Origin of the sequence: Chryseobacterium potabilaquae (assembly GCF_902728265.1) — a bacterium.
GTDB classification, from domain to species: Bacteria; Bacteroidota; Bacteroidia; order Flavobacteriales; family Weeksellaceae; genus Chryseobacterium; species Chryseobacterium potabilaquae.
In genome coordinates this window covers 18,315-43,602 of the sequence record NZ_CACVBR010000033.1, presented here as the reverse complement: position 1 = coordinate 43,602, position 25,288 = coordinate 18,315, and the positions used below count along the sequence as shown (strand labels likewise).

The 25,288-nt window shown below is 33.0% G+C and carries 23 protein-coding genes, 2 tRNA genes and 1 pseudogene; 17 read left to right on the top strand and 9 right to left on the bottom strand.

Annotated elements, in window-relative coordinates; all coding sequences use genetic code 11:
- A pseudogene (locus CHRY9293_RS18895) lies at positions 1-122 on the top strand (ISAon1 family transposase); the annotation flags it as partial.
- Positions 123-243: 121 nt separating this feature from the next.
- Here CHRY9293_RS18895 and CHRY9293_RS14500 read toward each other — a convergent pair.
- From CHRY9293_RS14500 to CHRY9293_RS14485, 4 genes are all read right to left on the bottom strand, one after another.
- Positions 244-316 (bottom strand) — tRNA-Phe (locus CHRY9293_RS14500).
- A 115-nt stretch (positions 317-431) separates the two neighbouring features.
- Positions 432-504: transfer RNA gene (locus CHRY9293_RS14495), tRNA-Phe, on the bottom strand.
- Between the two features lie 97 nt (positions 505-601).
- Entirely contained in the window at positions 602-2,443 is a 1,842-nt protein-coding gene (locus CHRY9293_RS14490; RefSeq protein WP_162033632.1) for a lysophospholipid acyltransferase family protein, read from the bottom strand.
- A 23-nt stretch (positions 2,444-2,466) separates the two neighbouring features.
- Positions 2,467-3,705 carry an aspartate kinase gene (locus CHRY9293_RS14485; protein ID WP_162033631.1) on the bottom strand — a complete coding sequence of 413 codons (1,239 nt, stop codon included), beginning with the start codon at positions 3,703-3,705 and terminating at the stop codon, positions 2,467-2,469.
- Between the two features lie 312 nt (positions 3,706-4,017).
- Between CHRY9293_RS14485 and fbp the strand changes: the two genes are divergently transcribed.
- From fbp to CHRY9293_RS14465, 4 genes are all read left to right on the top strand, one after another.
- The gene (gene fbp / locus CHRY9293_RS14480; RefSeq protein WP_162033630.1) at positions 4,018-5,034 is read left to right on the top strand and encodes a class 1 fructose-bisphosphatase; all 1,017 of its coding nucleotides are present in this window, start codon (positions 4,018-4,020) and stop codon (positions 5,032-5,034) included.
- Positions 5,035-6,039, top strand: coding sequence for an o-succinylbenzoate synthase (locus CHRY9293_RS14475; protein ID WP_162033629.1), 1,005 nt, complete (start codon positions 5,035-5,037; stop codon positions 6,037-6,039).
- A gap of 562 nt (positions 6,040-6,601) precedes the next feature.
- Positions 6,602-8,275, top strand: coding sequence for a glutamine--tRNA ligase/YqeY domain fusion protein (locus CHRY9293_RS14470; protein ID WP_162033628.1), 1,674 nt, complete (start codon positions 6,602-6,604; stop codon positions 8,273-8,275).
- A 239-nt stretch (positions 8,276-8,514) separates the two neighbouring features.
- Positions 8,515-9,690 (top strand): MFS transporter, encoded by a 1,176-nt coding sequence (locus CHRY9293_RS14465; RefSeq protein ID WP_162033636.1) that lies wholly within the window; start codon positions 8,515-8,517, stop codon positions 9,688-9,690.
- A gap of 33 nt (positions 9,691-9,723) precedes the next feature.
- Here the strand turns inward: CHRY9293_RS14465 and CHRY9293_RS14460 are convergent, their stop codons facing one another.
- On the bottom strand, positions 9,724-10,698 hold the full coding sequence (locus CHRY9293_RS14460; RefSeq protein WP_162033627.1) for a YpdA family putative bacillithiol disulfide reductase: 975 nt from the start codon (positions 10,696-10,698) through the stop codon (positions 9,724-9,726).
- A gap of 493 nt (positions 10,699-11,191) precedes the next feature.
- Here CHRY9293_RS14460 and CHRY9293_RS14455 point away from each other — a divergent pair, with 493 nt between their 5' ends.
- From CHRY9293_RS14455 to CHRY9293_RS14405, 12 genes are all read left to right on the top strand, one after another.
- Positions 11,192-11,401 carry a hypothetical protein gene (locus CHRY9293_RS14455; RefSeq protein WP_162033626.1) on the top strand — a complete coding sequence of 70 codons (210 nt, stop codon included), beginning with the start codon at positions 11,192-11,194 and terminating at the stop codon, positions 11,399-11,401.
- A 264-nt stretch (positions 11,402-11,665) separates the two neighbouring features.
- Positions 11,666-12,301 carry a Crp/Fnr family transcriptional regulator gene (locus CHRY9293_RS14450; protein WP_162033625.1) on the top strand — a complete coding sequence of 212 codons (636 nt, stop codon included), beginning with the start codon at positions 11,666-11,668 and terminating at the stop codon, positions 12,299-12,301.
- A gap of 50 nt (positions 12,302-12,351) precedes the next feature.
- Positions 12,352-13,011, top strand: coding sequence for a KGG domain-containing protein (locus CHRY9293_RS14445; protein ID WP_162033624.1), 660 nt, complete (start codon positions 12,352-12,354; stop codon positions 13,009-13,011).
- Between the two features lie 77 nt (positions 13,012-13,088).
- Positions 13,089-13,463, top strand: a complete 375-nt coding sequence (locus CHRY9293_RS18845) for a YciE/YciF ferroxidase family protein (RefSeq protein WP_238476828.1) — start codon at positions 13,089-13,091, stop codon at positions 13,461-13,463.
- Positions 13,384-13,689 carry a YciE/YciF ferroxidase family protein gene (locus CHRY9293_RS18840; RefSeq protein ID WP_238476827.1) on the top strand — a complete coding sequence of 102 codons (306 nt, stop codon included), beginning with the start codon at positions 13,384-13,386 and terminating at the stop codon, positions 13,687-13,689. The genes CHRY9293_RS18845 and CHRY9293_RS18840 overlap by 80 nt, the downstream gene beginning before the upstream one ends.
- Before the next feature lie 69 nt (positions 13,690-13,758).
- Positions 13,759-14,055 (top strand): hypothetical protein, encoded by a 297-nt coding sequence (locus CHRY9293_RS14435; RefSeq protein ID WP_162033623.1) that lies wholly within the window; start codon positions 13,759-13,761, stop codon positions 14,053-14,055.
- Between the two features lie 82 nt (positions 14,056-14,137).
- On the top strand, positions 14,138-16,213 hold the full coding sequence (locus tag CHRY9293_RS14430; RefSeq protein ID WP_162033622.1) for a catalase: 2,076 nt from the start codon (positions 14,138-14,140) through the stop codon (positions 16,211-16,213).
- 25 nt (positions 16,214-16,238) lie between these two features.
- The gene (locus CHRY9293_RS14425; protein ID WP_162033621.1) at positions 16,239-16,739 is read left to right on the top strand and encodes a CinA family protein; all 501 of its coding nucleotides are present in this window, start codon (positions 16,239-16,241) and stop codon (positions 16,737-16,739) included.
- Positions 16,740-16,746: 7 nt separating this feature from the next.
- Positions 16,747-17,421: an SDR family NAD(P)-dependent oxidoreductase gene (locus CHRY9293_RS14420; protein WP_228455547.1), complete on the top strand. Its 675-nt coding sequence runs from the start codon at positions 16,747-16,749 to the stop codon at positions 17,419-17,421.
- Between the two features lie 35 nt (positions 17,422-17,456).
- Complete coding sequence (locus CHRY9293_RS14415; RefSeq protein WP_162033620.1) at positions 17,457-18,203, top strand: SDR family oxidoreductase; 747 nt, start codon at positions 17,457-17,459, stop codon at positions 18,201-18,203.
- Positions 18,204-18,227: 24 nt separating this feature from the next.
- On the top strand, positions 18,228-18,389 hold the full coding sequence (locus CHRY9293_RS14410; protein WP_162033619.1) for a hypothetical protein: 162 nt from the start codon (positions 18,228-18,230) through the stop codon (positions 18,387-18,389).
- Between the two features lie 22 nt (positions 18,390-18,411).
- On the top strand, positions 18,412-19,935 hold the full coding sequence (locus CHRY9293_RS14405) for an FAD-dependent oxidoreductase (RefSeq protein WP_162033618.1): 1,524 nt from the start codon (positions 18,412-18,414) through the stop codon (positions 19,933-19,935).
- Positions 19,936-20,010: 75 nt separating this feature from the next.
- On the opposite strand, the gene CHRY9293_RS14400 is transcribed toward CHRY9293_RS14405, so the two are convergent.
- From CHRY9293_RS14400 to CHRY9293_RS14385, 4 genes are read right to left on the bottom strand one after another with little or no spacing between them, the layout of a single operon-like run.
- Positions 20,011-21,306: a glycosyltransferase family protein gene (locus tag CHRY9293_RS14400; RefSeq protein ID WP_162033617.1), complete on the bottom strand. Its 1,296-nt coding sequence runs from the start codon at positions 21,304-21,306 to the stop codon at positions 20,011-20,013.
- Positions 21,307-21,339: 33 nt separating this feature from the next.
- A complete protein-coding gene (locus CHRY9293_RS14395; RefSeq protein WP_162033616.1) occupies positions 21,340-23,874 on the bottom strand; it encodes a YfhO family protein in 2,535 nt (844 codons plus the stop codon).
- A gap of 33 nt (positions 23,875-23,907) precedes the next feature.
- The gene (locus tag CHRY9293_RS14390) at positions 23,908-24,147 is read right to left on the bottom strand and encodes a hypothetical protein (protein ID WP_185153222.1); all 240 of its coding nucleotides are present in this window, start codon (positions 24,145-24,147) and stop codon (positions 23,908-23,910) included.
- Positions 24,148-24,170: 23 nt separating this feature from the next.
- Positions 24,171-25,220 carry a DUF6263 family protein gene (locus tag CHRY9293_RS14385; protein ID WP_162033615.1) on the bottom strand — a complete coding sequence of 350 codons (1,050 nt, stop codon included), beginning with the start codon at positions 25,218-25,220 and terminating at the stop codon, positions 24,171-24,173.
- Positions 25,221-25,288: the final 68 nt, after the last annotated feature.

The window sequence follows — 25,288 nt, the reverse complement described above, 5'->3', positions numbered from 1 at the left end:
ATAGAAGTACCAATGCTTCAGCAGAGTCTTTTAATGCGAAAATCAAAAACTTTAGATTGCAACTAAGAGGGGTAAAAGACAGAGCCTTTTTCTTATTCAGATTATCCAAACTTTTTGCATAGCCCCCAACTTTTGCGCCTGATCCACTTTTTGCCTAGCCCCAACTTTTGCGTCTGCTCCCACAAAAGTTGAGTTGTGATAACTCAAAAAAAAATCCTTTACAAAATTGTAAAGGATTTGATGTGGTTTCTCCAGGAATCGAACCAGGGACACATGGATTTTCAGTCCATTGCTCTACCAACTGAGCTAAGAAACCATTTTACTTCTTGGGTTTGAAGTTGTGCAAAAGTAAGAATAATTTTCCGATCTTGCAAATTTTATTTAAAAAAACGATTTTGAATAAAAAACCACCTTTTACAGGTGGTTTTTAGTGGTTTCTCCAGGAATCGAACCAGGGACACATGGATTTTCAGTCCATTGCTCTACCAACTGAGCTAAGAAACCAATCTTTTTACTTCGTTGTTTTAAAGTGATGCAAAAGTAGAGAGTTTTCAGATATAAAACAAGTATTAATACTACTTTTTTAAATAAAAATTAAAACTTATTGATTCTCAATTGAATTATTTTCTTGTTCTTTCCTAATTTGCTCGCTCATTTCTTCTAATACAGGCTTAATGGTACTTTCAGGTAGATCACTAATTCTAATATACATAAGACCGTCAATAGCATCATTGAAGTTGGGATCTACATTAAATGCAATTACTTTTGCATTTTGTTTAATGTATTTTTTAATCAGAACGGGTAGTCTTAATTCCGGTTCTAAGTCATCAATAATTTTATCCAATTTATTAAGGTCAGATTCCATTTCATCAAAGAACAGATTTTTATCTCTATCTCGAAGTTTTACTTTATATTCATTCCTAGGTGTAATATATTGAGCAACGGCAGAATCATAATAATTAGAACGCATAAATTCAATCATTAAAGACTTAGAGAATTCAGAGAATTTATTAGAAATGCTTACTCCTCCCATTAGAAATTTATGATCTGGATTTCTTAAACAAACATGAACTATTCCTCTCCATAGAAGAAAAAGAGGTAGTGGTTTTTGTTGATATTCCTGACAAATATATGCTCTACCCATCTCTATCACTTTTTTAAAGAATGGATGAATCTCTTGTTCGAATTCAAATAGGGAACTAGTATAGAAACCTTTGATCCCAAGCTTTTTCATAACTTCTTTCCCGAGTGCCATTCTATAGGCGCCTACCAGCTTCTCTTCCGCATTGTCCCAAAGAAAAAGATGATGATAGTGCTTATCATATTCATCTAAGTCAAAGGGTAGGTTGCTTCCTTCGCCTACTGCACGAAACGTAAGTTCTCTTTGTCTTCCTATTTCCCTCATAATAGAAGGAATTTCCTCGTAGGTGGTGAAGTAGACTTCATAGTTTCCATTACTGAAAAACATTTTATCGGTCCCTTTAAGTTTATTGATATCTATAAGAATATCTTCTTTAGGAGTTTCGTCGATGATATTTTGAACAATATTTTCTTCTCTCAGTAAAGGAAACTTGATAGATAAGTTTTGGAGGTTAATACTTTGTGCTAAGGATTTTCTTTTTTCATAATATGATTTCATCATGTATACCTTGCGTTTCAGAAATTCCCCCAATTCTTCAATGGTTTCCATTTCTTCCATAGCTTTTACACTTATGGATCTTCCAATTCTAATTTTAATGGGTTTTTCCCTTTCATTCATCATTTCGGAAGGGAGCATCAATGTTTGCAAATCCGGATGAATTTTTGCTACCTGATAAAAAATCCGGCTATTTTTGGCATGGAAGTACATAGGAATTACAGGTACTTTTGCTTTTCTTATCAACTTTAATGCTGGCTTTTCCCATTCTTTATCTAAGATTTCGCCGTAAAGATTATTTTTATTAGAAACCTCACCAGCAGGGAAAATACCTATACAGCCGCCATTTTGCAAATGTTTTAAGGATTCCCGCATACCGGATGAACTACTATAGGCTTCTTTCTTATTCTCAAAAGGGTTTACAGAAATAACAAAGGGTTCCATGGGTTTTATTTTTTCTAAAAGAAAATTACCCATTACTTTGAAATCTGGACGTACTTCCGATAAGATCTTGCACATTAAGATTCCATCAATGGCACCAAGAGGATGATTAGAAACGAGAATAAAAGGACCTGTTTTTGGAATTTTTGCAAGGTCTTCCTCAAAAGCTACATAACTTAAGTTTCTTTCTCTTACAAATGAATCGAAAAAGTCTTTTCCTTTTTTGTCCTTTAATTTATCGTATAACTTATTTACTTGATTTATTTTAGCAATACTCATTATTGCAGAAGCTATAGGATTCTTGAGAAATCCTATTTTATGCAAGCCGGAAGCTTTAATCAAATCATTTTTCGAAATTAAACCCATGTGTGTTTAGTCGCAGTTAGTTTTTATTGTGTCACCATTTGAAGTGTATTTTTTGAAATTTGTTCCAATAATACATTTTTTTGATGGTAAAATTTATCAATGTTATCTATCTTCGCATTTCTTACAGTGAATAAAGATACATTTTTTATAACTTCTGTTTTAAATACTTTTTGAAGTTCATCATTAAGCTCATTAATATTCCCAAATTTATCTTCTAAGCATAGAGCTAGGGAGATTGCTGAATTTTGCATTAATGAAACTTTTATTTTATTTTTAGATAGATATCCAAAAATTAAACTCATATGATCTTCAGCGATAAATGAAAAATCTCTTGTGGAAATTTTTAATAGAGTTTGTCCTTCTTTTAATATATAAGATTCTTCATTTTGATTTTTTTCCGAAAAGCCCACTTTTGTTCCTTCTTTTACAGGGTCCACAAATGACTTCACATAAAATGGAATGTTTTTTTGTTGAAGAGGCTGTAAGGTTTTGGGGTGAATTACACTGGCTCCGTAATAAGCCATTTCAATGGCTTCTTCATAGGAAATATTGGAGAGAAGAGATACATCTTTAAACTTTCTTGGGTCTCCTGTCATAACGCCGGGGACATCTTTCCAGATTGTCATTGCCTCTGCATTTAAACAATAGGCGAAAATAGCAGCAGAGTAATCTGAGCCTTCTCTACCTAAAGTTACTGTAAAATTATTATCATCCGAACCAATAAAACCTTGCGTTACATAGCAGGTTTCAGAGCTTAAATGAGATATAAATTCCTCAGTTTTTGTCCAGTCAACCACTCCTTCTCTATAAGAATTGTCTGTTTTTACATAATCTCTGGCATCCAACCATTGATTAGTAAACTGGATTTCGTTAAGATATTCGCTTACGATTTTAGTCGAAATCATTTCTCCACAGCTCACGACTTGATCATATACAAAATTATAATTAGGAGATTTGTTTCTTCTTAAAAAAGAATCGATATCATCGAAAAATAAATTAATTTCGGCAAAAACAGGATGGTTTTCGGGAAATAATCCTTTTGAAATTTCGATGTGTTTCTGTTTAATTGTTTCAATTTCAGTTTGATAGTTTTCTTTTTTGAAATAAAGTTCTACCACTTTTTCCAATTCATTAGTTGTTTTACCCATAGCTGAAATGACGAGCAAACATTTAGCAAATCCTTGGCTTTTCAAAACCATGGATACATTTTTTACACTTTCAGCATCCTTCACAGATGCTCCACCAAACTTGAAAATTTTCATTAAATTGTTAAAAATAAAATTGTTATATAAAAATTATATGAGTTTTTTACGGAGGTCAAAATTATACATTTACAATGAGATATGAAATAGTGAAATGAGGAGAGGAATTAAGATTTTATTAAAATTAAAAATGGATAAAAATAATCTTAGTTCATTGGGTTAATTGGGAAAAAAATTTCTTTAATATTTTTTTTATTAAGAGGAGATAAAGGTTGTACACCTTTGTATTCCAGTATTTAAAGTCTTTTATGATAATTTTTTTCTTAATGTTATAAATTTTACGAAATTTGGAGAAAACATAAAACGTACAATATGTCAGATCAATCATTGCAGACTTTAGGAGAATTTATAATTGATAAGCAAGAAGATTTTCAATATTCCACAGGGGAACTTTCTCGTCTTCTAAGTGCTATAAGGTTGGCTTCAAAGGTTGTAAATAGGGAAGTAAATAAAGCTGGAATTGCCGATATTACAGGTAAAGTTGGGAATCAAAATATTCAAGGAGAGGAACAGCAAAAATTGGATGTTCTTGCTAATGATATTTTTATTACAGCATTATCTCAAAGAGAGGTAGTTTGTGGTATTGCTTCGGAAGAGAATGACGATTTTATTGATATTAAATGCGGAGAAAATGGTCATTTAAGTAAATATGTTGTGCTCATTGATCCATTGGATGGATCTTCCAATATTGATGTGAATGTCTCAGTAGGAACTATTTTTTCAATCTATCGAAGAGTTACCGAGCCGGGAACACCTGTGCAGTTAGAAGATTTTTTGCAGAAGGGAATTAATCAAATTGCTGCAGGGTACGTAATTTATGGTTCTTCAACCATGATTGTGTATACTACAGGAAATGGGGTAAATGGATTTACACTGGATCCGTCTTTGGGAACATATTATCTTTCTCATCCCAATATGACATTTCCAAACACGGGAAAAATTTATTCTATTAATGAAGGAAATTATATCAAATTTCCACAAGGAGTAAAAAATTATTTAAAATATTGTCAAATGGAAGAAGGAGATAGACCCTATACTTCCAGATATATAGGTTCACTAGTCGCTGATTTTCATAGAAATATGTTAAAAGGAGGAATATATATATATCCATCTTATTCACAAGCTCCTAATGGAAAACTTAGGTTATTGTACGAATGTAATCCCATGGCTTTTCTAGCTGAGCAAGCTGGGGGGCGGGCGACGGATGGGTTTAGAAGAATTTTAGAAGTTGAGCCTACGGAGCTTCATCAAAGGATTCCCTTTTTCTGTGGAAGCATCGAAATGGTTGAAAAGGCAGAAGAGTTTATGCGAATCGATAGGGTAAAATAAATGAAGGCAGAATATTCAAAATATATATTACAATTTAAACGCCCGAGTGGAACATCTCGCGGCGTTTTACATGAAAAAGAAACCTTTATCCTTGAAGTTTCTGAAAATGGTAAAAAAGGAATAGGAGAATGTGCGGTTTTTAGAGGATTAAGCTTTGATGATAGATCAGATTATGAGCAAAAGCTAGAATGGGTTTGTAAAAATATCCACCTAGGATATGAGAGCCTAAAAGAGAAATTAAAAGAATATCCTTCTCTTTGGTTTGGTTATGAACAAGCTATGTCAAATTTAAAGCATGGTGTTGATCTTTATTTTCCAAGTGAATTTACTAAAGGGAATAAATCTATTAAGATTAATGGATTGATCTGGATGGGCGATTTCAATTATATGGAAGATCAAATTCATGAAAAATTAGAAAAAGGATTTAGGTGCATAAAATTGAAAATTGGTGTAGACTGGAAATCAGAATATGATATTCTTAAGAAATTAAGACGAAAATTTTCAAAAGATCAGTTAGAACTTCGGGTCGATGCTAATGGTGGATTTGATCAATCTGAAGCGAAGATTGTTTTAGAGCAGCTGTCAGAGCTTCATATTCATTCTATTGAACAGCCTATTAAAGCAGGAAATTGGAATGATATGGCAAAGTTATGTTATAATGCACCTACACCTATTGCTTTAGATGAAGAATTGATTGGAGTAATTCATCTTGATGATAAGAAAAGGCTTTTAGAAATCATAAGACCGCAATATATTATTTTAAAACCTGCTTTGATTGGCGGCTTTTCAGGAGCTGATGAATGGATTGCTCTGAGTCGGGAATATAATATTGATTGGTGGGTTACTTCAGCACTTGAAAGTAATATAGGGCTCAATGCGATAGCGCAATATACTTATGTCAAAAATAATCCTATGCCTCAAGGTTTGGGCACAGGAGGTTTATTTACCAATAATTTTGATACTCCATTGTATTTAGAAGGAGAGCGGTTATTTTTCAAAAAATAATGGTAATCTAGATGTTGACCATTTCCTAGATTACCAGTGCTTCTTGTTTGTAGATTAAATCATACTTCGTTTGCAACGAATAGTGCTTTTTTGAGATTCCTCAAAAAGTAAGATAATCTTACCTTAATTTTTTTCATTTTTTGAATTTTATTTGACCATGTTAATTCTCTAATGATTGATAAAAACAAATTGTATGCCATATTAAAATTTTTGTAATTTTTATATGACATTTTATGATGTCGTGAAAGTTTTATGTCAAATAATGTGTGTAGTATACTAAATAAAAATGTTTTTTTATTTAATAGATATTTTTTTTAAAGGATGATTTTGTTTTAGATTTTCATCAAATTATAATACCGTAATAGGGATATCAAAAAACGGACCAATTTACTTTTTATATCATGACATGGAGAAATAAATGTTTGGTTGATATGCAATAATTTTAGAACTTAATATCAAAACGACCTATAGCAAAGCATTTGGTCAATTAAAACTTTTATAAACTCTAAATTTTCCATAACTTTGCACGGATTTTTTCGTACAATACAATAAAGCGAATTCAATGGAAGAAGAAAAAAAATCACTCAATTTTATTGAGCAAATTATAAAGGATGATTTAGCAAATGGTCTGACAAGAGAGCAGATCCGTTTCCGTTTTCCTCCCGAGCCCAATGGTTATTTACATGTAGGTCATACAAAAGCGATCTGTATTAATTTTGGGTTAGGAGAAAAATATAATGCTCCCGTAAATCTTCGTTTTGATGATACAAATCCTGAAAAAGAAGAACAGGAATTTGTAGATTCTATTAAGAAAGACGTTGAATGGCTAGGGTTTAAATGGGACAAAATTTTGTATGCATCTGATTACTTCCAGCAGCTTTATGATTGGGCTGTTCAGCTGATTAAAGAAGGTAAAGCATATGTAGATGAGCAACCTTCTGAAGTGATTACTGAGCAAAGAAAAAATCCTACAGAACCTGGAGTAGAATCTCCTTATAGAAATCGTCCTATTGAAGAATCTTTAGAATTATTCGAAAAGATGAAAAATGGAGAATTTGATGAAGGATCAATGTCACTTCGGGCTAAAATTGATATGGTATCGCCTAATATGAATATGCGTGACCCTGTTATGTACAGAATTTTGAAAAGGCCACACCATAGAACGGGAACGGCATGGAAAATTTATCCTATGTATGACTGGGCTCATGGAGAATCAGACTATTTAGAGCAGGTATCACATTCTTTATGTTCATTAGAGTTTGAAAACCATAGACCTCTTTATAATTGGTATTTGGAGCAGGTTTATGATAAAACGAAAGTAGCTCCTAAGCAAAGAGAGTTCGCGAGAATGAATGTCTCTTATATGATTACCTCTAAAAGGAAATTGCAAAGATTAATTGCTGAGAATGCGGTTACTGGATGGGACGATCCTAGGATGCCTACTATTTCCGGGATGAGAAGGAAAGGATTTACGCCTGCATCCATAAGAAATTTTATTGAAAAAGTTGGGGTTGCCAAAAGAGAAAACCTGATAGAGCTTCAGTTATTAGAGTTCTGTGTTCGTGAGGATTTAAATAAAATAGCTAAACGAGTTATGGCTGTAGTAGATCCTGTTAAATTAGTGATTGAAAATTATCCTGACGGACAAGAAGAATGGTTAGAAACCGAAAATAATCCGGAGCAGGAAGACGCAGGAACAAGGAAGGTACCCTTTTCAAGAGAGTTGTATATAGAGCGGGAAGATTTTAAAGAAGAAGCCAATAATAAATTTTTTAGACTAAAGTTAGGAGGTGAAGTTCGCTTAAAATCAGCTTATATTATTAAAGCTGAAAGGGTAGAAAAGGATGAAAATGGTGAGATCACGACAATTTATGCAACTTATGACGAGAAAAGTAAGTCGGGTAGTGGTACTGAAGAAAGTTTGAGAAAAGTAAAAGGAACATTGCATTGGGTGTCTGCGAAGCATGCACTTCCTGTTGAGGTAAGAATTTATGATAAATTATTTACGGTAGAACAACCTGATGCTGAAAAGGATGTGGATTTTCTCAATTTCATAAATCCAGATTCCGTACAAGTTGTACAGGGTTTTGCTGAACCTGGATTAAAAGATGTTGAAGTTGGAGAACCACTTCAGTTTCAAAGAATTGGATATTTTACTAAAGATCAGGATTCCACAGATGATAAGTTGGTATTCAATAGAACGGTAACGTTAAAAGACTCCTATAAGCCGGAGTAAAGAAATGATTTATATCAATATAAATGAACAGGGCTTAGTCACGTAAGTCCTGTTTTTTTATGGATTTGTAAAGTGAAAAAATAAGCTTAAATTAAATATAATAGAGAATATTATTTTAAATAGCGCGGGTAATGTAAAATTTTGTGCTTTCTCTCCCTAATAAAAAAACTAAAAATAAGATTGTGAAACTAATAGGAATATATACAAATTCATTTAAGGGACTTTCTCAGGAAAGTTGGATGTTGGCATTGGTTATGCTTATCAATCGTTCTGGTTCGATGGTTTTACCCTTTCTCGGAGTTTACATGACTGATCATCTTCATTTCAGTATCGAAAATTCAGGAATTATCCTCAGTTTTTTTGGAATAGGTTCCGTTATTGGTTCTTGGCTTGGAGGAATGATAACAGATAAAATAGGAGAATATAAAGTCCAATATGTTAGTTTGTTATTGAGTGTTCCTTTATTTTGTATGATTCCCTTATTTACGACAGAAGTAGGATTGGCGAGTATTATTTTAATTCAGAGTATCGTAAGTGAGACATTTCGACCTGCCAATTCAGTAGCCATTACGAAATATGCAAAACCTGAAAATATCACAAGAGCATTTTCATTAAATCGGATGGCGGTCAATCTAGGGTTTTCAATAGGCCCGGCTTTAGGTGGGATTTTATCAGCAATTTCCTATGAATTTCTATTTTTTAGTAATGCTCTCACCGCTTTAGTAGCAGGCCTTATGTATATAAGGTTTTTCGGGAAGAGAAATAAATCAGGAGTATTAAAAGAGAAGGTAGTTAAAGAAGACATTCAGATTAACAAAGAAAAATCGCCTTATAAAGATCATAAGTTTTTAATATATTGCTTATTCTGTATGTTGTTTTCGATTTGCTTTTTTCAGTTATTTAGTACGTTAACTATCTTTTATAAAGATACAGCACATTTGAGTCAGCAGAATATAGGGTTTATTTTAGGATATAGTGGTTTTCTTATTGTATTATTGGAAATGGGTTTTGTGCAAATCGCAGAAAAGTATTTTAATCTTGCTTTTACCATGTTGATTGGAACACTTATTTGTGGAATTTCATATGCTATGTTGGCCTTTGATTATACCATGATCACACTTCTCATTTCTATGACATTACTTTGTATCGGTGAGATTTGGACATTACCTTTTGTGGCTACTATTACAGCTTTACGATCGGGTGAAAGAAATAAAGGGGCTTATATGGGATTAAATGGGATGGCATTTTCAATCTCATTCATTATTACTCCTTATATTGGAACTTTAATTGCCGAGAAATTTGGATTCAACCTTTTATGGATAGGAACGGGTATTTTAGCGACTTTTATAGCGATTAGTTTCTATTTTATCATCCCGTGGATGATTAAGAATAAAGAAGAAGTAAAGGAGGGATAATACTACATTCCTTAGATTGTGTAGAGATTTTTATTATTGGTCTTGATCTTTATTGAGAATATTTTGAATAATCATTTGGGCATGGATCCTTGAATTTTCGATAAACCAAAGGTGGGTATCTTTGCCTCCACAAACGACTCCGGCAAGATAAAGATTTTTAACATTGGTTTCCATTGTTTTCGGCGTATAAAAAGGACTCATACAATCTCCTTGAAGTTTAATACCGGATTCTTTTAAAAAATCAAAGTCTGGAAGATAGCCTGTCATGGCAAGTACAAAATCATTTTCAATTTCATGGATATCTCCATTTGGGTCTCTGAAGATTATAGAATTTTCTTTAATTTCAATGACTTCGGAATTAAAGTGAGCTTTAATACTTGCTTCTGCAATTCTATTTTCAATATCGGGCTTTACCCAATATTTGACACTTTGTGAGATTTCAGAATGGCGGATGATCATGGTGACTTCGGCTCCTTTTCGATAAGTTTCGAGAGCAGCATCGACCGCTGAATTACTTGAACCAATTATGGCGATTTTTTGTTTAGCGTAAGGGTATGGTTCTGTATAGTAGTGTTTTACTTTGGGTAAATGTTCTCCAGGAATATGCATTAAATTGGGAATATCATAGAAACCAGTAGCAATAATAACAGATTGGGCATAATATCTCGATTTTGAAGTTTTTACTGTGAATACATTATTTTCTTTGGCGACTTTTATTACTCGTTCGTAGAGATTGATATTAATTTTTTTCTGTCTTGCAATTCCTTGATAGTATTCTAATGCTTCTTGTCTGCCAGGTTTGGGATGAGTTGAAATGAAGGGGATTTCTCCTATTTCCAATTTTTCTGCGGTAGAGAAGAATCTCATATATAAAGGATAGTTGTAAAGGGAATTGACAATGGTCCCTTTTTCTATAATTAAATAGGATAAAGTATTTTTCTGGGCTTCAAGTGCACAGTTTAGACCAATTGGGCCACCTCCGATAATGAGAATATCCAAAACTTCCATACTCAAATTTAATAAAAGATTTTTTTATTATGAGTTCAATGATTATCTAGAATGAATTTTTAATGAGATATTTATAGGCATGGATATTCTAAAAAATACCTCTACCGGGTAAAGGTTAAATTATAATTCTATTTACTGAGCAATGACTTAGGAGGTGGCTCTAACCTTTGGCCTTTTGCTTATACTACAATTAATCATTCAATAAAAACAAATAAAATGATAATAAGCTGTTATTCTTTCTTATAAGAGGCTTGGTATTGCAATTGAATCCCTATAATTTGATGTTGATAGATTATTGTTTTATTCTATTTTTTTTGTATATTTTTAACAATATTGTAATAAAATGTTAAAAATATTTAAAAGAAATACTATCATCTCTAATTATGATACAAATCATAATATTTTCTTTCTTTATTCTATACCTTTGAATTGTAAGTATAAGATATTATTGTCATACATACTTATATCACACCACATCACAAAATTTAAAATTATGAAATCAATTGTTTTATTCCTCTTATTTTCGACCTATTTGGTCGTCAGTTGTAAAGGAGATATTCCAAGTTCTCAAACACCTAATAATAACCTACCAGCTAATGATAGTGCATTATTGGATATACCTAAAACGTCTTTAGATTCTTCAAATATTTCTCACCCGTCTGATACTATGCCTCCTCACGTGGATTCTATAAAAAAGAAATAGTTTTTGCAAGCTTTTTAGAATACCTAAAGACGGTTTTATTATTGAAAAAGATTAAATTTCTTAGAGTAGAAAATTTTAATACGATTCTTTTTAAGAACGAATGAGTATTTGTTCACATTGAATTTTGTTTCAGCTTTCTGTTGCTTTTTTTTCACTATTTGGTGAAAAATTGTAATAATAAATTATTTCATTTCTGCATTAACATTTGATTATAATTTACTAGGACGATTTGATAAAAATTAATCATATCAAAATCAACACATCATGCTTATCAATGAACAATTTTTAAGTTCCGTAGGAGCTGAGACAATAGAATATAATAATGGTGAATATATTTTTCATGAAGGAAATTCACCAAGGTTTTACTACTTTATATTGGAAGGTGAAGTAAAACTAAATAATTTTAATCAAGATGGGAAAGAACTGATCCTTAATATATTCACTCAAGATCAGAGTTTTGGCGAATTCTGCCTCTTCACAGAGAAATTATATACAATAGGAGCTGTAGCTATAACAAACTGTAGAATTATGAGGCTACATAAAGAATGCTTTATGGATACCTTAAAACATAATCCTCAACTCTATTTGGATCTCTGCAAAAATATCTCTGAGTGTATGGATTATCAGTATACAATGCTAAAGAATAATTCTTCACTAAATCCTAGCGAAAGAATTATGGGAATTATGCTTCATTTTAAAAGTTTTGAAGAAGATCAATTTCCTTTCTCATTTAAAATACCTTTTACCCGACAGCAATTGGCCAGTTTCACAGGATTGCGTATAGAAACGACAATTAGAACAATAAAGATAATGGAAAAAGACAAAATAGTAAAAATGAAAGATCGAAAAATTTATTTTTATGCTATTCAGTTTATTATATTTTTTACAATTCTATACTAGTCAGGGATTGTAAACCTATCATTTAATATTAATTATAAAAAAAATTAGTTATGAACACTAGAAACTCAGGAAGTCATTCTTCCCATAATTCAAATAATGAAAGATCGACCTTAGAAGAAGTGTATCAATTAGGTTACGATCACGGTTTTAATGATGCATCCGATAACGAAGATTATGATGATGATTTTTCAGATTATGAAAATTATTATGATGATTACGAAGACGATGACGAAGGAGGCTATGATGATTATGAAGATGATAATGAAGAGGACAATAATGAATATAGTACTAGAGGTAGAAGTAATAATCAAGATCAACAAAGAGACAGCCAAGGAAGATTTACTTCGGGTGGTGGATCTCGTAGAGGTTCAAGTTCAAACTCTCGAGATAGATCATCTTCGGGAGGTGGAGCATCCCGAAGAGGTAGTAGTGGTAAAGCTGAACGTACAAGAACCAATAGAATGGGAAGTGAAGCTTCTCATAGTGGTGGAAGATCTTCAGGATCCCATAACAACAGCTCACAAGGAGGAGGATCCCATTCCGGAAATAGTACTTCTAGTAGAGGAAGAGGTTCAAATTCTCAAAATGGTACATCCAGAAGAGGTTTTGCTTCTATGAGTAAGGCAGAGCGTACCAGAATTGCCCGTATGGGAGGTCAAGCTTCTCATGGAGGAGGGAGATCTGGATTTGGAGGCAGACGTAATTCATAATTCTTATTTCACGATTACCTCTTTATTGATTGATAAAGAGGTAATCTTTTAAAATCATCCAAATATTATTACATATTATGGCAACTAAAACATCAGATACAAATGCTTCCTCGTCAGTGATTAAAGATCCAAAGAAAATAATGACGGAAGGAAATACAGCAATACAAGAAAGTGAGATGAAGGATACTTCTCTTCATAAGTTCTTTATTACTACTCTTAAAGATATTTATTTTGCCGAAAGCGAAATTGTTGATGCATTGGAAAAAATGCAAAGTGCAGCTACCACAGAAGAACTGAAAGAAGCTTTTGAAGATCATCAGTTCCAGACAAAAAAGCAAATAAAGCGTTTAGAAAAAATTTTTCAACTCCTTGATGAAAAGCCTGAAAAAAAAAGAATGTGCAGCAATCAAAGGAATTATAAAGGAAGGAGAAGAAATTATAAAAGCCACTGAAGATGGCTCCATGACACGTGATGCGGCACTTATTATTGCTGCTCAGAAAGTGGAACATTATGAGATTGCTACTTATGGCGGACTTGCTCAACTTGCGATTACAATGGGACATGATAAAGTAGCAGATCTTCTAGAGCAAACTCTTCAAGAAGAAGAGGATACAGACTATGAACTCACCGAGATCGCTGAAACCTATATTAATTTCGACGCTATACACGAAAGTTAGTTTATAATAGTAAGCCATATAGAGTAGAGGGCTCTATATGGCTTATACAACTATTGACATTGAACACTTATGGATTACAGAAAAATAATAAAAATATTGAAAGAAGAGCATTTTGAAGAAGTTAAAAATGAAGGAGATTGGTTTGAAGAGGGAACTGTAATTTTTGCAAAGGAAATAAAGGAAGATATTTTTTTATTATTCATTATTCTACATGATACACCCATTGATACTATGAGGGCATTAATTGCCCATTTTGATGGCTTCAATTGTATTGGAAAGAAAGAACCTGTACAACTTATGTTTTATCTCTCTATTAAAGATGAGGAAGACTTTCATTATTTTAAAAAATATACCACTCACAAATAATATTAAAAACATGAAACATAATCCATTGACAGATAAGAAGATATAACAACTTGAATCTTCAACAACGTCAAATGAAAAGGAAATGTTAACCAGTAATCAAGGGATAAGCATTAGTGATAATCAGAATTCTTTAAAAGCAGGCAATAGAGGGCCAACCTTACTCGAAGATTTTATTTTAAGAGAAAAAATTACCCATTTCGATCATGAAAGAATTCCTGAAAGAGTTGTTCACGCACGTGGGTCTGGTGCACATGGAGTTTTTATTTTGAAGAAAAGTTTAGCAAAATATACGAAAGCAAAATTTTTATCAGAAGTAGAAAAAGAAACGCCTGTTTTTGTGAGATTTTCAACCGTTGCAAAAAGTAAAGGAAGCACTGATTTAGCGAGGGATGTAAGGGGTTTTGCGATAAAATTTTATACAGAGGAAGGGAATTATGATTTGGTGGGGAATAATATGCCGGTCTTTTTTATACAGGATGCTATGAAGTTTCCTGATCTAGTACATGCCGTAAAACCTGAACCGGATAATGAGATTCCACAAGCAGCTTCTGCCCATGATACTTTTTGGGATTTTATTTCTTTGATGCCGGAAAGCATGCATATGATCATGTGGTTGATGAGTGATAGAGCAATTCCAAGGAGTTTTAGTAGAATGGAGGGTTTTGGAGTTCACTCCTTTAAGTTTATTAATGAAGAAGGTAAAGTCCATTTTGTGAAATTTCATTTTAAGCCCAAACTAGGAGTACATTCTGTAGCTTGGGATGAAGCTCAAAGAATTTCAGGTGTAGATCCGGACTTTCATAAAAGAGACCTTTGGGAATCTATTGAAATGAAAAACTTTCCGGAATGGGATTTCGGAGTACAGTTAATTCCTGAAGAAGATGAGGACAAATTTGATTTTGACCTTTTGGATCCCACAAAAATTGTTCCTGAAGAAGAGGTTCCTGTAGAAATTGTAGGAACTCTAATTTTAAATAAAAATCCAGATAACTTTTTTGCAGAAACTGAGCAAGTTGCTTTTCATCCCGGACATCTTGTTCCTGGTATTGATTTTAGTAATGATCCGCTATTGCAAGGAAGATTGTTTTCCTATACAGATACTCAGTTATCACGATTGGGGTCTCCCAATTTTCATGAAATTCCGATTAATAAATCACTTAATACGGTTCATAATAATCAGCGGGATGGGCATATGAGACACCAAATTGTGAAAGGAAAGATTAGCTACGAACCCAATTCTATAGGGGGTGGTTGTCCGTTTCAGGCGACGATGTCCGAAGGAGGCTTTACCTCTTCTCCAGAAAGAGTATCAGGAGTAAAGATAAGAGAGAGAAATAAAAGCTTTGTAGATCATTATTCACAGGCAAAACTATTCTATAACAGTCAATCCGTCCCCGAAAAAAATCACCTTCAAAATGCTTTAATCTTTGAATTATCAAAAGTTACTATTCCGGAAATCAGAGAAAGAATGGTAGGGCAATTAAATTATATTAATAAAAAATTAGCTGAAAAAGTGGCTGAAAAAATAGGTGTAGAAGTTAAAGACGTGGAATTTCCCAATCAAAGTCTTCCGGCAGAGAGCAATCCCATTGAGTTGCAAAGTGAAGAAAGGGAGGGGCACACTCAAGTTTCGGACGCCTTAAGTATGAAAAATACAGTAAAAGATACTATTAAAGGACGAAAAATTGGTTTTATCATGACTCATGGTGCTCATGGAAAAATGGTAAATGACTTAAAAAATAAATTAGAAACGGAAGGAGCTTCAGTGGAAATTATAGCACCTAGTTTAGGGGCTGTAAAAATGGATGATGGGTCATTATTAGTTCCGAAACATTCTCTTACCAGTACGGCAAGTGTTTGCTTTGATGCTATATGTATTGTTGCTGGGGAAGATTCGGTAAAAGGACTTTTACATCCTGAGCATCAACATCTGGTTTTGCATTTTATCAACGAAGCTTATAAACATTGTAAGGCTATTTATTTCGGAAAAGCAACCGAACCTCTGTATATGAAAAGCAACGTTAGCTTAAAAACACATATAGATCCGGCCATTGTTGTTCCGGAAGATGAAAATACTTCGGATAAATTTATTGATGCTATAGCTAAACATAGAGTTTGGGAGCTTGAATCGGATAGAAATTTTCAACAGGTAAAATGAAAATTTCATCCTAAATATTAAAAATATGGAATTTCAAAAAAATCTTTTAGAATATATCAGTCAGTCTTTGATGATAGCAGGTGATACTATTGCTGTGGTAGAAAGTGTTACTTCCGGTTGTCTGCAGGTAGCTTTTTCTCAAATGCCTAATGCTTCTCTTTTTTATAAAGGAGGAATGACAGCATATGCTTTATCCGAAAAAGTACGATTACTCAATATAGATCATCACGAAGCGGAAGAATGCGACTGTGTGTCCGAAGATATAACCGAGACGATGGCTTTAAATGCTGCCCAACTTTTTGAAGCTGATTGGACTATTGCTACAACAGGCTATTGTACACCTAATCGCAGTTCATCGTATAAAATTTTTGCTTTTTTCTCATTTGCGTATAAAGGAGAAATTGTGTTAACAAAAAAGCTAGAACTTCATCCTAAAACCCAAGGTTTAGACGCTCAATTGTATTACACAGAGTTTATTTTAGGATGTTTTAAGAGTGAGGTTAATCAGTTGTTAATTTTAATATAGATAAGTCATGGAACGTAAAAATCAATATGTTCTGATTACAGAAGCTACTCAAGGGGCTGGATATGAATTGGCAAAATGGTTTGCAAAGCAAGGGTATGATTTGGTAATGGTGGCGAGAAATCATGATGAATTAAAAGTAAAAGCTGATGAATTCAAAAATTTGGGAGTTCATATAATTACGACCGCAAAAAATCTTTTTATTCCGGAAGATGTATATTCTTTATATTCAGAATTAAAGTTAAATGGAATAAGTCCTGAAATTTTAGTGAATAATGCAGGGCAAGATGTGTGTGGAAAATTTCAAGACACGGATATTTATCGTGAGATTGATATTGTGAATTTAAACATTGTTTCCGTTATTATCCTCACCCGACTATTTTTGAAAGACCGTTTATCCAAAGGATCAGGAAAGATTTTAAATCTAGTTTCTGAAGAGAGCAAAACTTCCGGATCTTGGCGTTCCGTACATCATGGCACACAAGCCTTTATTATATCGTGGTCAGAATCTATGCGTCAAGAATTGAAAGATAGCGGAATTTCAATCACTGTTCTTTTATCAGAGCTGGCAGATGCTGATTTTTTTAATGAAGTTGATATAGATATGAATGAAGATATAGATCGTGTAATCTCACTAAAAGAAGGTGTGATTAATGACTTTAATACTTTAAATATAGAGAGATGATAACATAATTTCGGGATTTAAAGATAAATTTTACCATGAGAAAATTAGAGAATAAATCAGCTCTTATCACGGGCGCCGATAGTGGAATAGGAAAGGCTGTTGCCCTGCTTTTTGCAAAGGAAGGAGCAAATATTGCTATTATTTATCATTCTAACCATGAAGATGCCGAAAAAACAAAGTCTGAAATTGAAAGTCTTGGTAGAAAATCTATTATTTTTCAAGGAGATATTAATGATTATCAATTCTGTAAAGAAACTACAAAAAAAGTTGTTTCCGAACTTTCGGGAATTGACATTTTAGTAAATAATGCAGGGGTTCAATTTCCTTCCGGCAACATTGAAGATTTAAAGGAAGAGGATATAAGAAAGACTTTTGAATCTAATATTATAGGAATGATTCTCTTAACGAAAGTTGTTTTTCCTTATTTAAAATTAGGTAACTCTGTAATTAATACTACTTCTGCAGTTGCTTATCAAGGACATCCTGAATTGTTGGACTATTCCGCAACGAAAGGTGCTGTTATTTCTTTCACACGGTCTTTGGCTTTACAAGCAAAGCCTAAGGGAATTCGAGTGAATGCGGTTGCTCCTGGACCTGTAGCGACTCCTCTTACCAAGAAAACTTTTGGAGAGAAAGAAGAGAATCCCGATAAACCACCATTAGAAAGGAATGCTTCTCCAGAAGAGGTAGCCTCAAGCTTTCTTTTTTTAGCAAGTGATGAGGCAGCCCAAATCACGGGACAGGTTATTCACCCAAATGGAGGGTTAATAGTCAACGGATAAAAATGTACACTAAATAAATTAATTATGAAAACAACAGCTTTTATTTTAGGAATTTTGAGTTTATGTACTTTAAACTCTTGCAAATGTGATTTTGAGGAAGAAGAACCCCAATATAAGTACGAAGAAAATGAAAAAAATAACAGGAAAAATATGAAATCTAAAAGTGATACCCTACATATTAAATAAATCTTTCCTAAAAAATTAAGTCATGTATAGAGATGGAGCAAGGAAAAGCATATGGCAGGAAGAAGTTAAAAGGTATTCTTCAAAAGCAGACTTTCAGCAACTTTATGATGTGATAATTGTTGGCGGAGGAATTACCGGGATTTCAACTGCCTTAAAACTTCAACAAGCGGGTAAAAAATGTATTCTTCTGGAAGCTGCAAATATGGGTTTCGGAACAACAGGTGGAACCACGGCACATTTAAATGATTTTTTCGATACAACTTATACAGAGGCTATTAAGGATTTCGGATTGAGTAATGCCAAATTATTTGCTGAAGTGGGAAAAGAAGCGATTGAAATGATCGAAACCAACATTAAGAATTTCACCATCAACTGTGACTTCGCCAAAAAGGCTGCATATCTTTTTGCTCTGAATAAAGATCAGCAAAAAAAATTGAAAGATATTGTAGAAGGAGCATCAAAAGTGGGGCATGAGATGAAATACGTTAATGAAATTCCTTTTCCGATCCCTTTTGAAGAAGCTGTAATTATTCCGGATCAAGGACAGTTTCATCCTATAAAATACTGTAGAGGCTTAGGTGATGTTTTTTTAAGCCTTGGAGGAATTATTCAGGAAGATTGTCTTTGTGAAAGTCATGATGAACATGAAGATTTTGTGATGTTGAAAACTTCAAAAGGGGAGGTTAAGGCCAAATATCTTGTATATGCCACACACATTCCACCAGGATTAAATGTTTTACATTTCACAAATGCAGCATACAGAAGTTATGCTATTGCTTTTAGTTTAAAAGATAATCATTACTCCTGGGAGCTAGGGTATGATCTTAACGAACCTTATCATTATTATCGAATTCAGGAAATAAATGGTGAAAATCTTCTGATTGCGGGAGGTGAGGATCACAAAACAGGTCATGAAGAAAATACAGGAGAGTGCTTTTCTCGATTGGAGAATTATGTACGACAACATTTTAATGTTGAAACGGCTTATTACAGTTGGTCCAGCCAATATTATGAACCTGTAGATGGATTTCCTTACATTGGTAAACTGCCGGGAAGCAACGGGAAAATATTTACGGCTACGGGATTTAGAGGAAATGGAATGATCTTCGGAACGATAAGTTCACAGATTTTAACTGATTTAATTATACTAGGAAAAAGTAAGTATGAAGAAATATTCAGCCCTTCCCGAATAAAACCTATAGCGGGATTTTCTAATTTTGTAAAAGAGGGTAGTGAAGTTGTATTTGATTTTATGAAGGATAAACTTTTTACCAAAAAAATTATTTCCCTAAGCGAAATTAAGTCAGGCGAAGCCAAAGTTATACAATACGAGGGTGAATCTTATGCTTTGTATAAAGAAACTAATGGGAAAGTTCATCTTGTAAAAAGCACCTGTCCTCATGCATTATGTGAGGTTCGTTGGAATAGTGCTGAGCTTTCTTGGGATTGTCCTTGTCATGGCTCGAGGTTTAATGTTAATGGAAAAATGTTAACAGGCCCTACCGTTAAAGGTCTTCAAAAAATCGAGGAAAATCCGGAGCCCTAAATAGCATGCATATTTTAATATAACATGTTTAATACTTATAATATTCTCCTTGTCTTTATGCTAATAAATAGACTATTAGCTTAGAATATCCACGAGTTTTTTAGTCAGATTTTTTCTTGAAAACTGTTCAATGTTTTGAATATTTTGAATATTTTGCCCCTGCCTCCAAAGCTCAAACTTTTCTAGAATAAAAATTTTAATAATTTCAAAATCGTTGTAATTAAAATGTTTACCTGCATTAGTTTCTTTTAAGATGATATCCACGTCGGCGTTAGAGGGCCCAAATGAAATAATTTGCTTTCCCGTTGCTAAATATTCAAATATTTTTCCGGGTATAATACCTTTTGAAGATTCATTCGGAAAATTGGTAATAAGCAACATATCTGACGCCTGCATTTCCTCAATTGCTTTATCATGAGAAAGATACCCTAAATTCAAAATATGATTGGCTATATTAGAATTTTCAAGAGATGTTAAAATTTTATCATCAACTCTTCCTGCAAATTTTAGAATAAAGTTTTCTGCAAACGAAGAATTAGTACGTACTAAATCTTCCAGTACTTTCCATAAATTTTCGGGATTTCTAAGCTGTTCTAGCACTCCAATATAGCTCAAAGTAAATTTTGTTTTTTCACTTTTTAGAAGTGTTTTTATTCTAGAAGAATCAGTTTCATCAAAACCGTTGGTAATACAAATTGCATTGGCTCCGGCCTTACGGAAGTTTTCTGCATCTGTATAACTTGTGGCTAAAGTAATATCTGCATGTTTGAAGACATTAAGTTCTAAATTTCGATGCTTTTTATCCGCACTCTTAGTGAGTTTTAAATGCTTGTAATATGAAATTTCTGTCCAAGGGTCCCGGAAATCTGCAATCCATTTCAAATGAGGAAATTTTGTTTTAAGATCTAAACCAATCAAATGTAATGAATGAGGGGGCCCTGAAGTTACTACAAACTCAATTTGATTTTCTTGTAGATATTGTTCTAAAAATTTCACAGAAGGTTTTACCCAAAAAACTCTTGCATCGGGAATGAAAAAATTTCCGCGTATCCAAATCGAAAGTTTTGATTTCCAACTTTGATTTTTGCCCACATCAAACTGTCCGGCTTTAAATTTTTTGTTACTTTTATTTAGTTTTTCTGCTAATTGGTAGGGTTCCCAGATCTTTGTTCTTATTATTTCAATATTTTCAGGAACATCTTTCAATAAGCTTTCATCCAGCAATGGATAGCTAGGATTTTCAGGTGTATAAATGACGGGTTTCCAACCAAAATCGGGTAAATATTTAGCAAACTTTAGCCATCTTTGAACACCAGGACCTCCCGCAGGAGGCCAGTAGTAGGTGATGATCAGTATTTTTTTCTGTTCCATGAAGCTATAAATATAGAACTTTATATTTTTTAATTATGCAGTCTCTTCTACAAGTTCTTTTTTCTTTTTGTTCATCCAGAAAATACCTAAAATGCCCAATCCTATAAACAGTCCAAAGGAAAATAAAGAAAGCCATTTACCTTTTTCAATAACTTCAGGTTCAAAAATCATTCGGATACGATGATTTCCTTCGGGAATGTGTACGGCTCGAAGGAAATAATCAGCTTTTATATAAGGAACTTCCTTTTCATCAATAAACATTTTCCAACCATGAGGATAATACACTTCAGAAAATATGGCAAGCTGTGGTGTTTTTGACTGAGATTTAAATTCCAGTTCATTAGGCTGGTATTTTGTTAAATTAATGAAAGCTGTAGAATCTGTTTCTATTTTTTTTCCAGTAAAATATTCTTTATCTGAAGCTGAAATAACTGCTGTTTTTTTATTGTCAATCAAACCTATAGACTTGATTTCTTCGTTCGGAGTATTGACAAATTTAAGGTTACTTACAAACCATGCATTTCCATTGGCATGGGGATTCGGTATGGTCTGTGGTTGTTCAGGACCTCCTACAACCCAATATTTTGCGTTTAAAAGATTAAGTAGATTAGGCACTTTTACAGAATCCATTATTTGGAAATATTCATTGATTACATCATCATATCTCCTTAATTTAACTGCATGATAACCACCAATAGAAGATTTGAAATAAGACGTATTTGTTTCACTAAATGTTCCCAAAATATTGTTGAAGATTCTGTAATGGGTTTTATCTTTTTCAGCAATGGTTTCAAGTGTTTTGTTAACATTCACATTAGCTAAAATAGATTCAAGATTGGGATTTCCTTGAACTTTTTCAGTTAAAAGATCTGAACTTTCCGTTTGAAAAGGATGTTCAGCGAAAATTTTATCAACATAATTATCATCATTTAGATAACGTTTATTTACAGTCCAAAGATCAAATAAACTGACTACTCCTATGATAATCAAGGCTATATTCTGGCTTAGCTTATGCTTTAATGTCATAAATAAAGCAACCGCAGTAATAGCAACATACATAAAAGCTTTTATTGCATCAATTTTGAATAGCTTAAACCTTTCATCAGTTAAATAATCAAGAAGAAAAGGAGGGAGATATAGTTTTTCATTCTCTGTATAAAAACCTAATAAAGGCTTTCCGAAAAGTAAAAGAATGAGTATAAGTCCTAAAGTACCACCACTTACATATAGAAGTATTTTTTGTTTGTATTCTTGAGCAAGTTGTCTGTCTGTAAAGAATCTATACAAGCCTAGCATGGCTATGAATGGAAACAATAACTCTACGACCACTAATATAGATGAAGGCGCTCTAAATTTGTTATAAAATGGAACGAAATCGATAAAGAAATCCGATAAAATAATAAAATTACTTCCCCAGGCTAATAGTATAGTTAAAATAGAAGCACTCAAAATCCAATAGCTATATTTTTTCCAAGCAAAGAAAAATCCTAAAAGAGCTAAAAAACAAACGATGGCTCCTTGGTAAGCCGGGCCGGAAGTTCCAGGTTGATCTCCCCAATAGGTCATTCCGCCAAATCCTTTTGAAATTCTGTCCATTTCTGCTTGAGAAGTCACATTATCCTGCACTAATTCTTGGACTCTATTCATCATTTCTTTCCCTTCCGGCTCTTGGCTTCCGCCGCCCATTAATCTTGGAATGAAAAGATTAAGCGTTTCTAATTTTCCATAACTCCACATCAGGATACTTTCTTTATCCATTCCGGATTTTGTTGGAGAATGGCTGTCATTTGCCAGAATTTGTTTTCCACGGACGGTTTCTTTCACATACTCTGAATTGGCCAAAATTCGTTGAGAATTCATTCCAACCCCAATAATACAAGAAGCCGCAATAATTCCTGAAGAGATTAGAAAGTGTTTTAAAGGTGTTTTTTTCTGAATAGTTCTAACTAATTCTGATAAGAATAAAAAACCTAGTGCAAGGAAAAGATAATAGGTCATCTGTGGATGATTGGCGGCTATCTGTAACCCCATAAATAATGTGGTTACAATAAATCCCCAGATATATTTTTTTCGGATGTAAACGAGTATAATTCCTGCTAAAAGAGGGGCAAAATATTCAATCGTATTGACTTTACCGTTATGCCCTGCAGCAATGATAATATAAAAATAGGTGGATAATCCAAAAAAGGTAGCCCCTAATAAAGCGTATTTCCAATTTCTCACAGCGACCATTCCCAATAGGAAAAAACCTGCAAAAAGAAGAAAAAGATAATTAACAGGTCTTGGTAGAAAATTTAAATAACTATCAATTTTTTTGATAATATCTCCTTCAAATCTACTTCCCATCTGATAGGTAGGCATTCCTCCAAACATAGAATCACTCCAATACGTTTCTTTTCCGGTATCTGCTCTATAATCGAGAAGTTCTTTTGCTCCTCCTCTGTATTGGACGATATCATGCTGGAAAAGTTGTTTTCCTGTAAATACAGGAGTAGAATATAAGAATGCTAAAACTATAAATACAACTAATGCAATTGAAATATAAATTAAGTTTTTATTTTTCGCCATATTACTGGTTATTATCTTTTATTTTTTTGCAAATTAATATCTTTTTTCATTATTATCTTTCACTTCCTCATAATCTACCGTTTCGGCATCCCAATTGATTTTTTGTTTTGGATTATTATTTGAGTTTTTGATATCCTGTTGCGGTCTATTAGGATTATTTTTATTAAGATTAAAAAGATAATTATGGAAAGTCTTAAAGAAAATCCTTTTAAGAATATTCCATACAAAATAGATAATGATGGTGGCGAGTACTAACTCAAAAATGTACTTCATAATTTTAATTTAAATCTTCAACATTATTTTGCAGAAGGATTAACCATTACAGAAGAATTGGAAACACTTTTCATAGATTGAGATTGTTTTCCATCAGAAATAGTTTCAATCTGAGTTGTTTTCACAGTAATATTCTGATTGGTGATCCATCCTGTAGCCTGGTCGAATTTAATGGTTCCGTTTTGTACCAATTCACTGCTAAGGCTATGGGTAATCTCTCCATCTTTTTTCTTTTCTGTTTTTTTAGGAATTCCTCCGGTAAGAGAAACTTCTGCTACACCATTTCCTACACTTTTTAAAATGTAGTTTGAGGTTATTTTAATTTTACCACTAGGATCTGCATTCTCACTTTTAGTCCATTTTTCTCCAATTTTCGCTCCTTTTTTAGGGATGAGAATTAAATTCTTATTTAATTGGTCTTTTAGAACTTCTGCATTGAATGTTTCTTTTAAGCTAGCAACAATACTTGCTTTTTGATTGGCTTCTTTTACAATTGTTCCTACCGCAGTAGATACTTTTGTATATACGGGCTCAAAACCTGTAATGGAGATTACATTTCCTTTATTATCCATTTTCAGGTTGAGTTTATTATTTGTCAAAGCTTTATTAATATTCCAGATCATCTTAAGATCATCTTCTTTTGGAATAGATTGCTTGGTATCAACAATTATGGTTTTACCTTGAGCACTTTGAGAGTTTCTTTTAGCTATAATATTAAGTGTGATATCATAAACATTTCCTTTGATATCATTTACCGTAGCAGACATTTCATCGGTAGACTCACTAGTGGCAGTGATTGATTTTCCTTGTGGATCTGTCATTGTTTTTACATCTCTCTGATAAGTAGTGAGTGGATACGTCTTTCCTTTTTCAAGTTTAAAAGACTGTGTGAAAACTCCTAAAGAATCTTTAATTGCCGGATTTTCTTCCACTTTTGCCACAGAATCTGCAGGAACTTCTACGGTGATTGTTTTTCCTGTTTTAGGATCAACTTTAGTCACTTTTGCTGTTTCTTTCTTACAAGAAAATAAGGCGACACATGATATAAGGGTTAATACTACTATATTTTTCATTTGATTTTTAAATTTTTACTTTACTACTGTTTTTTTATATTTTCTAGAATGTCTTGTATTGATCCCTA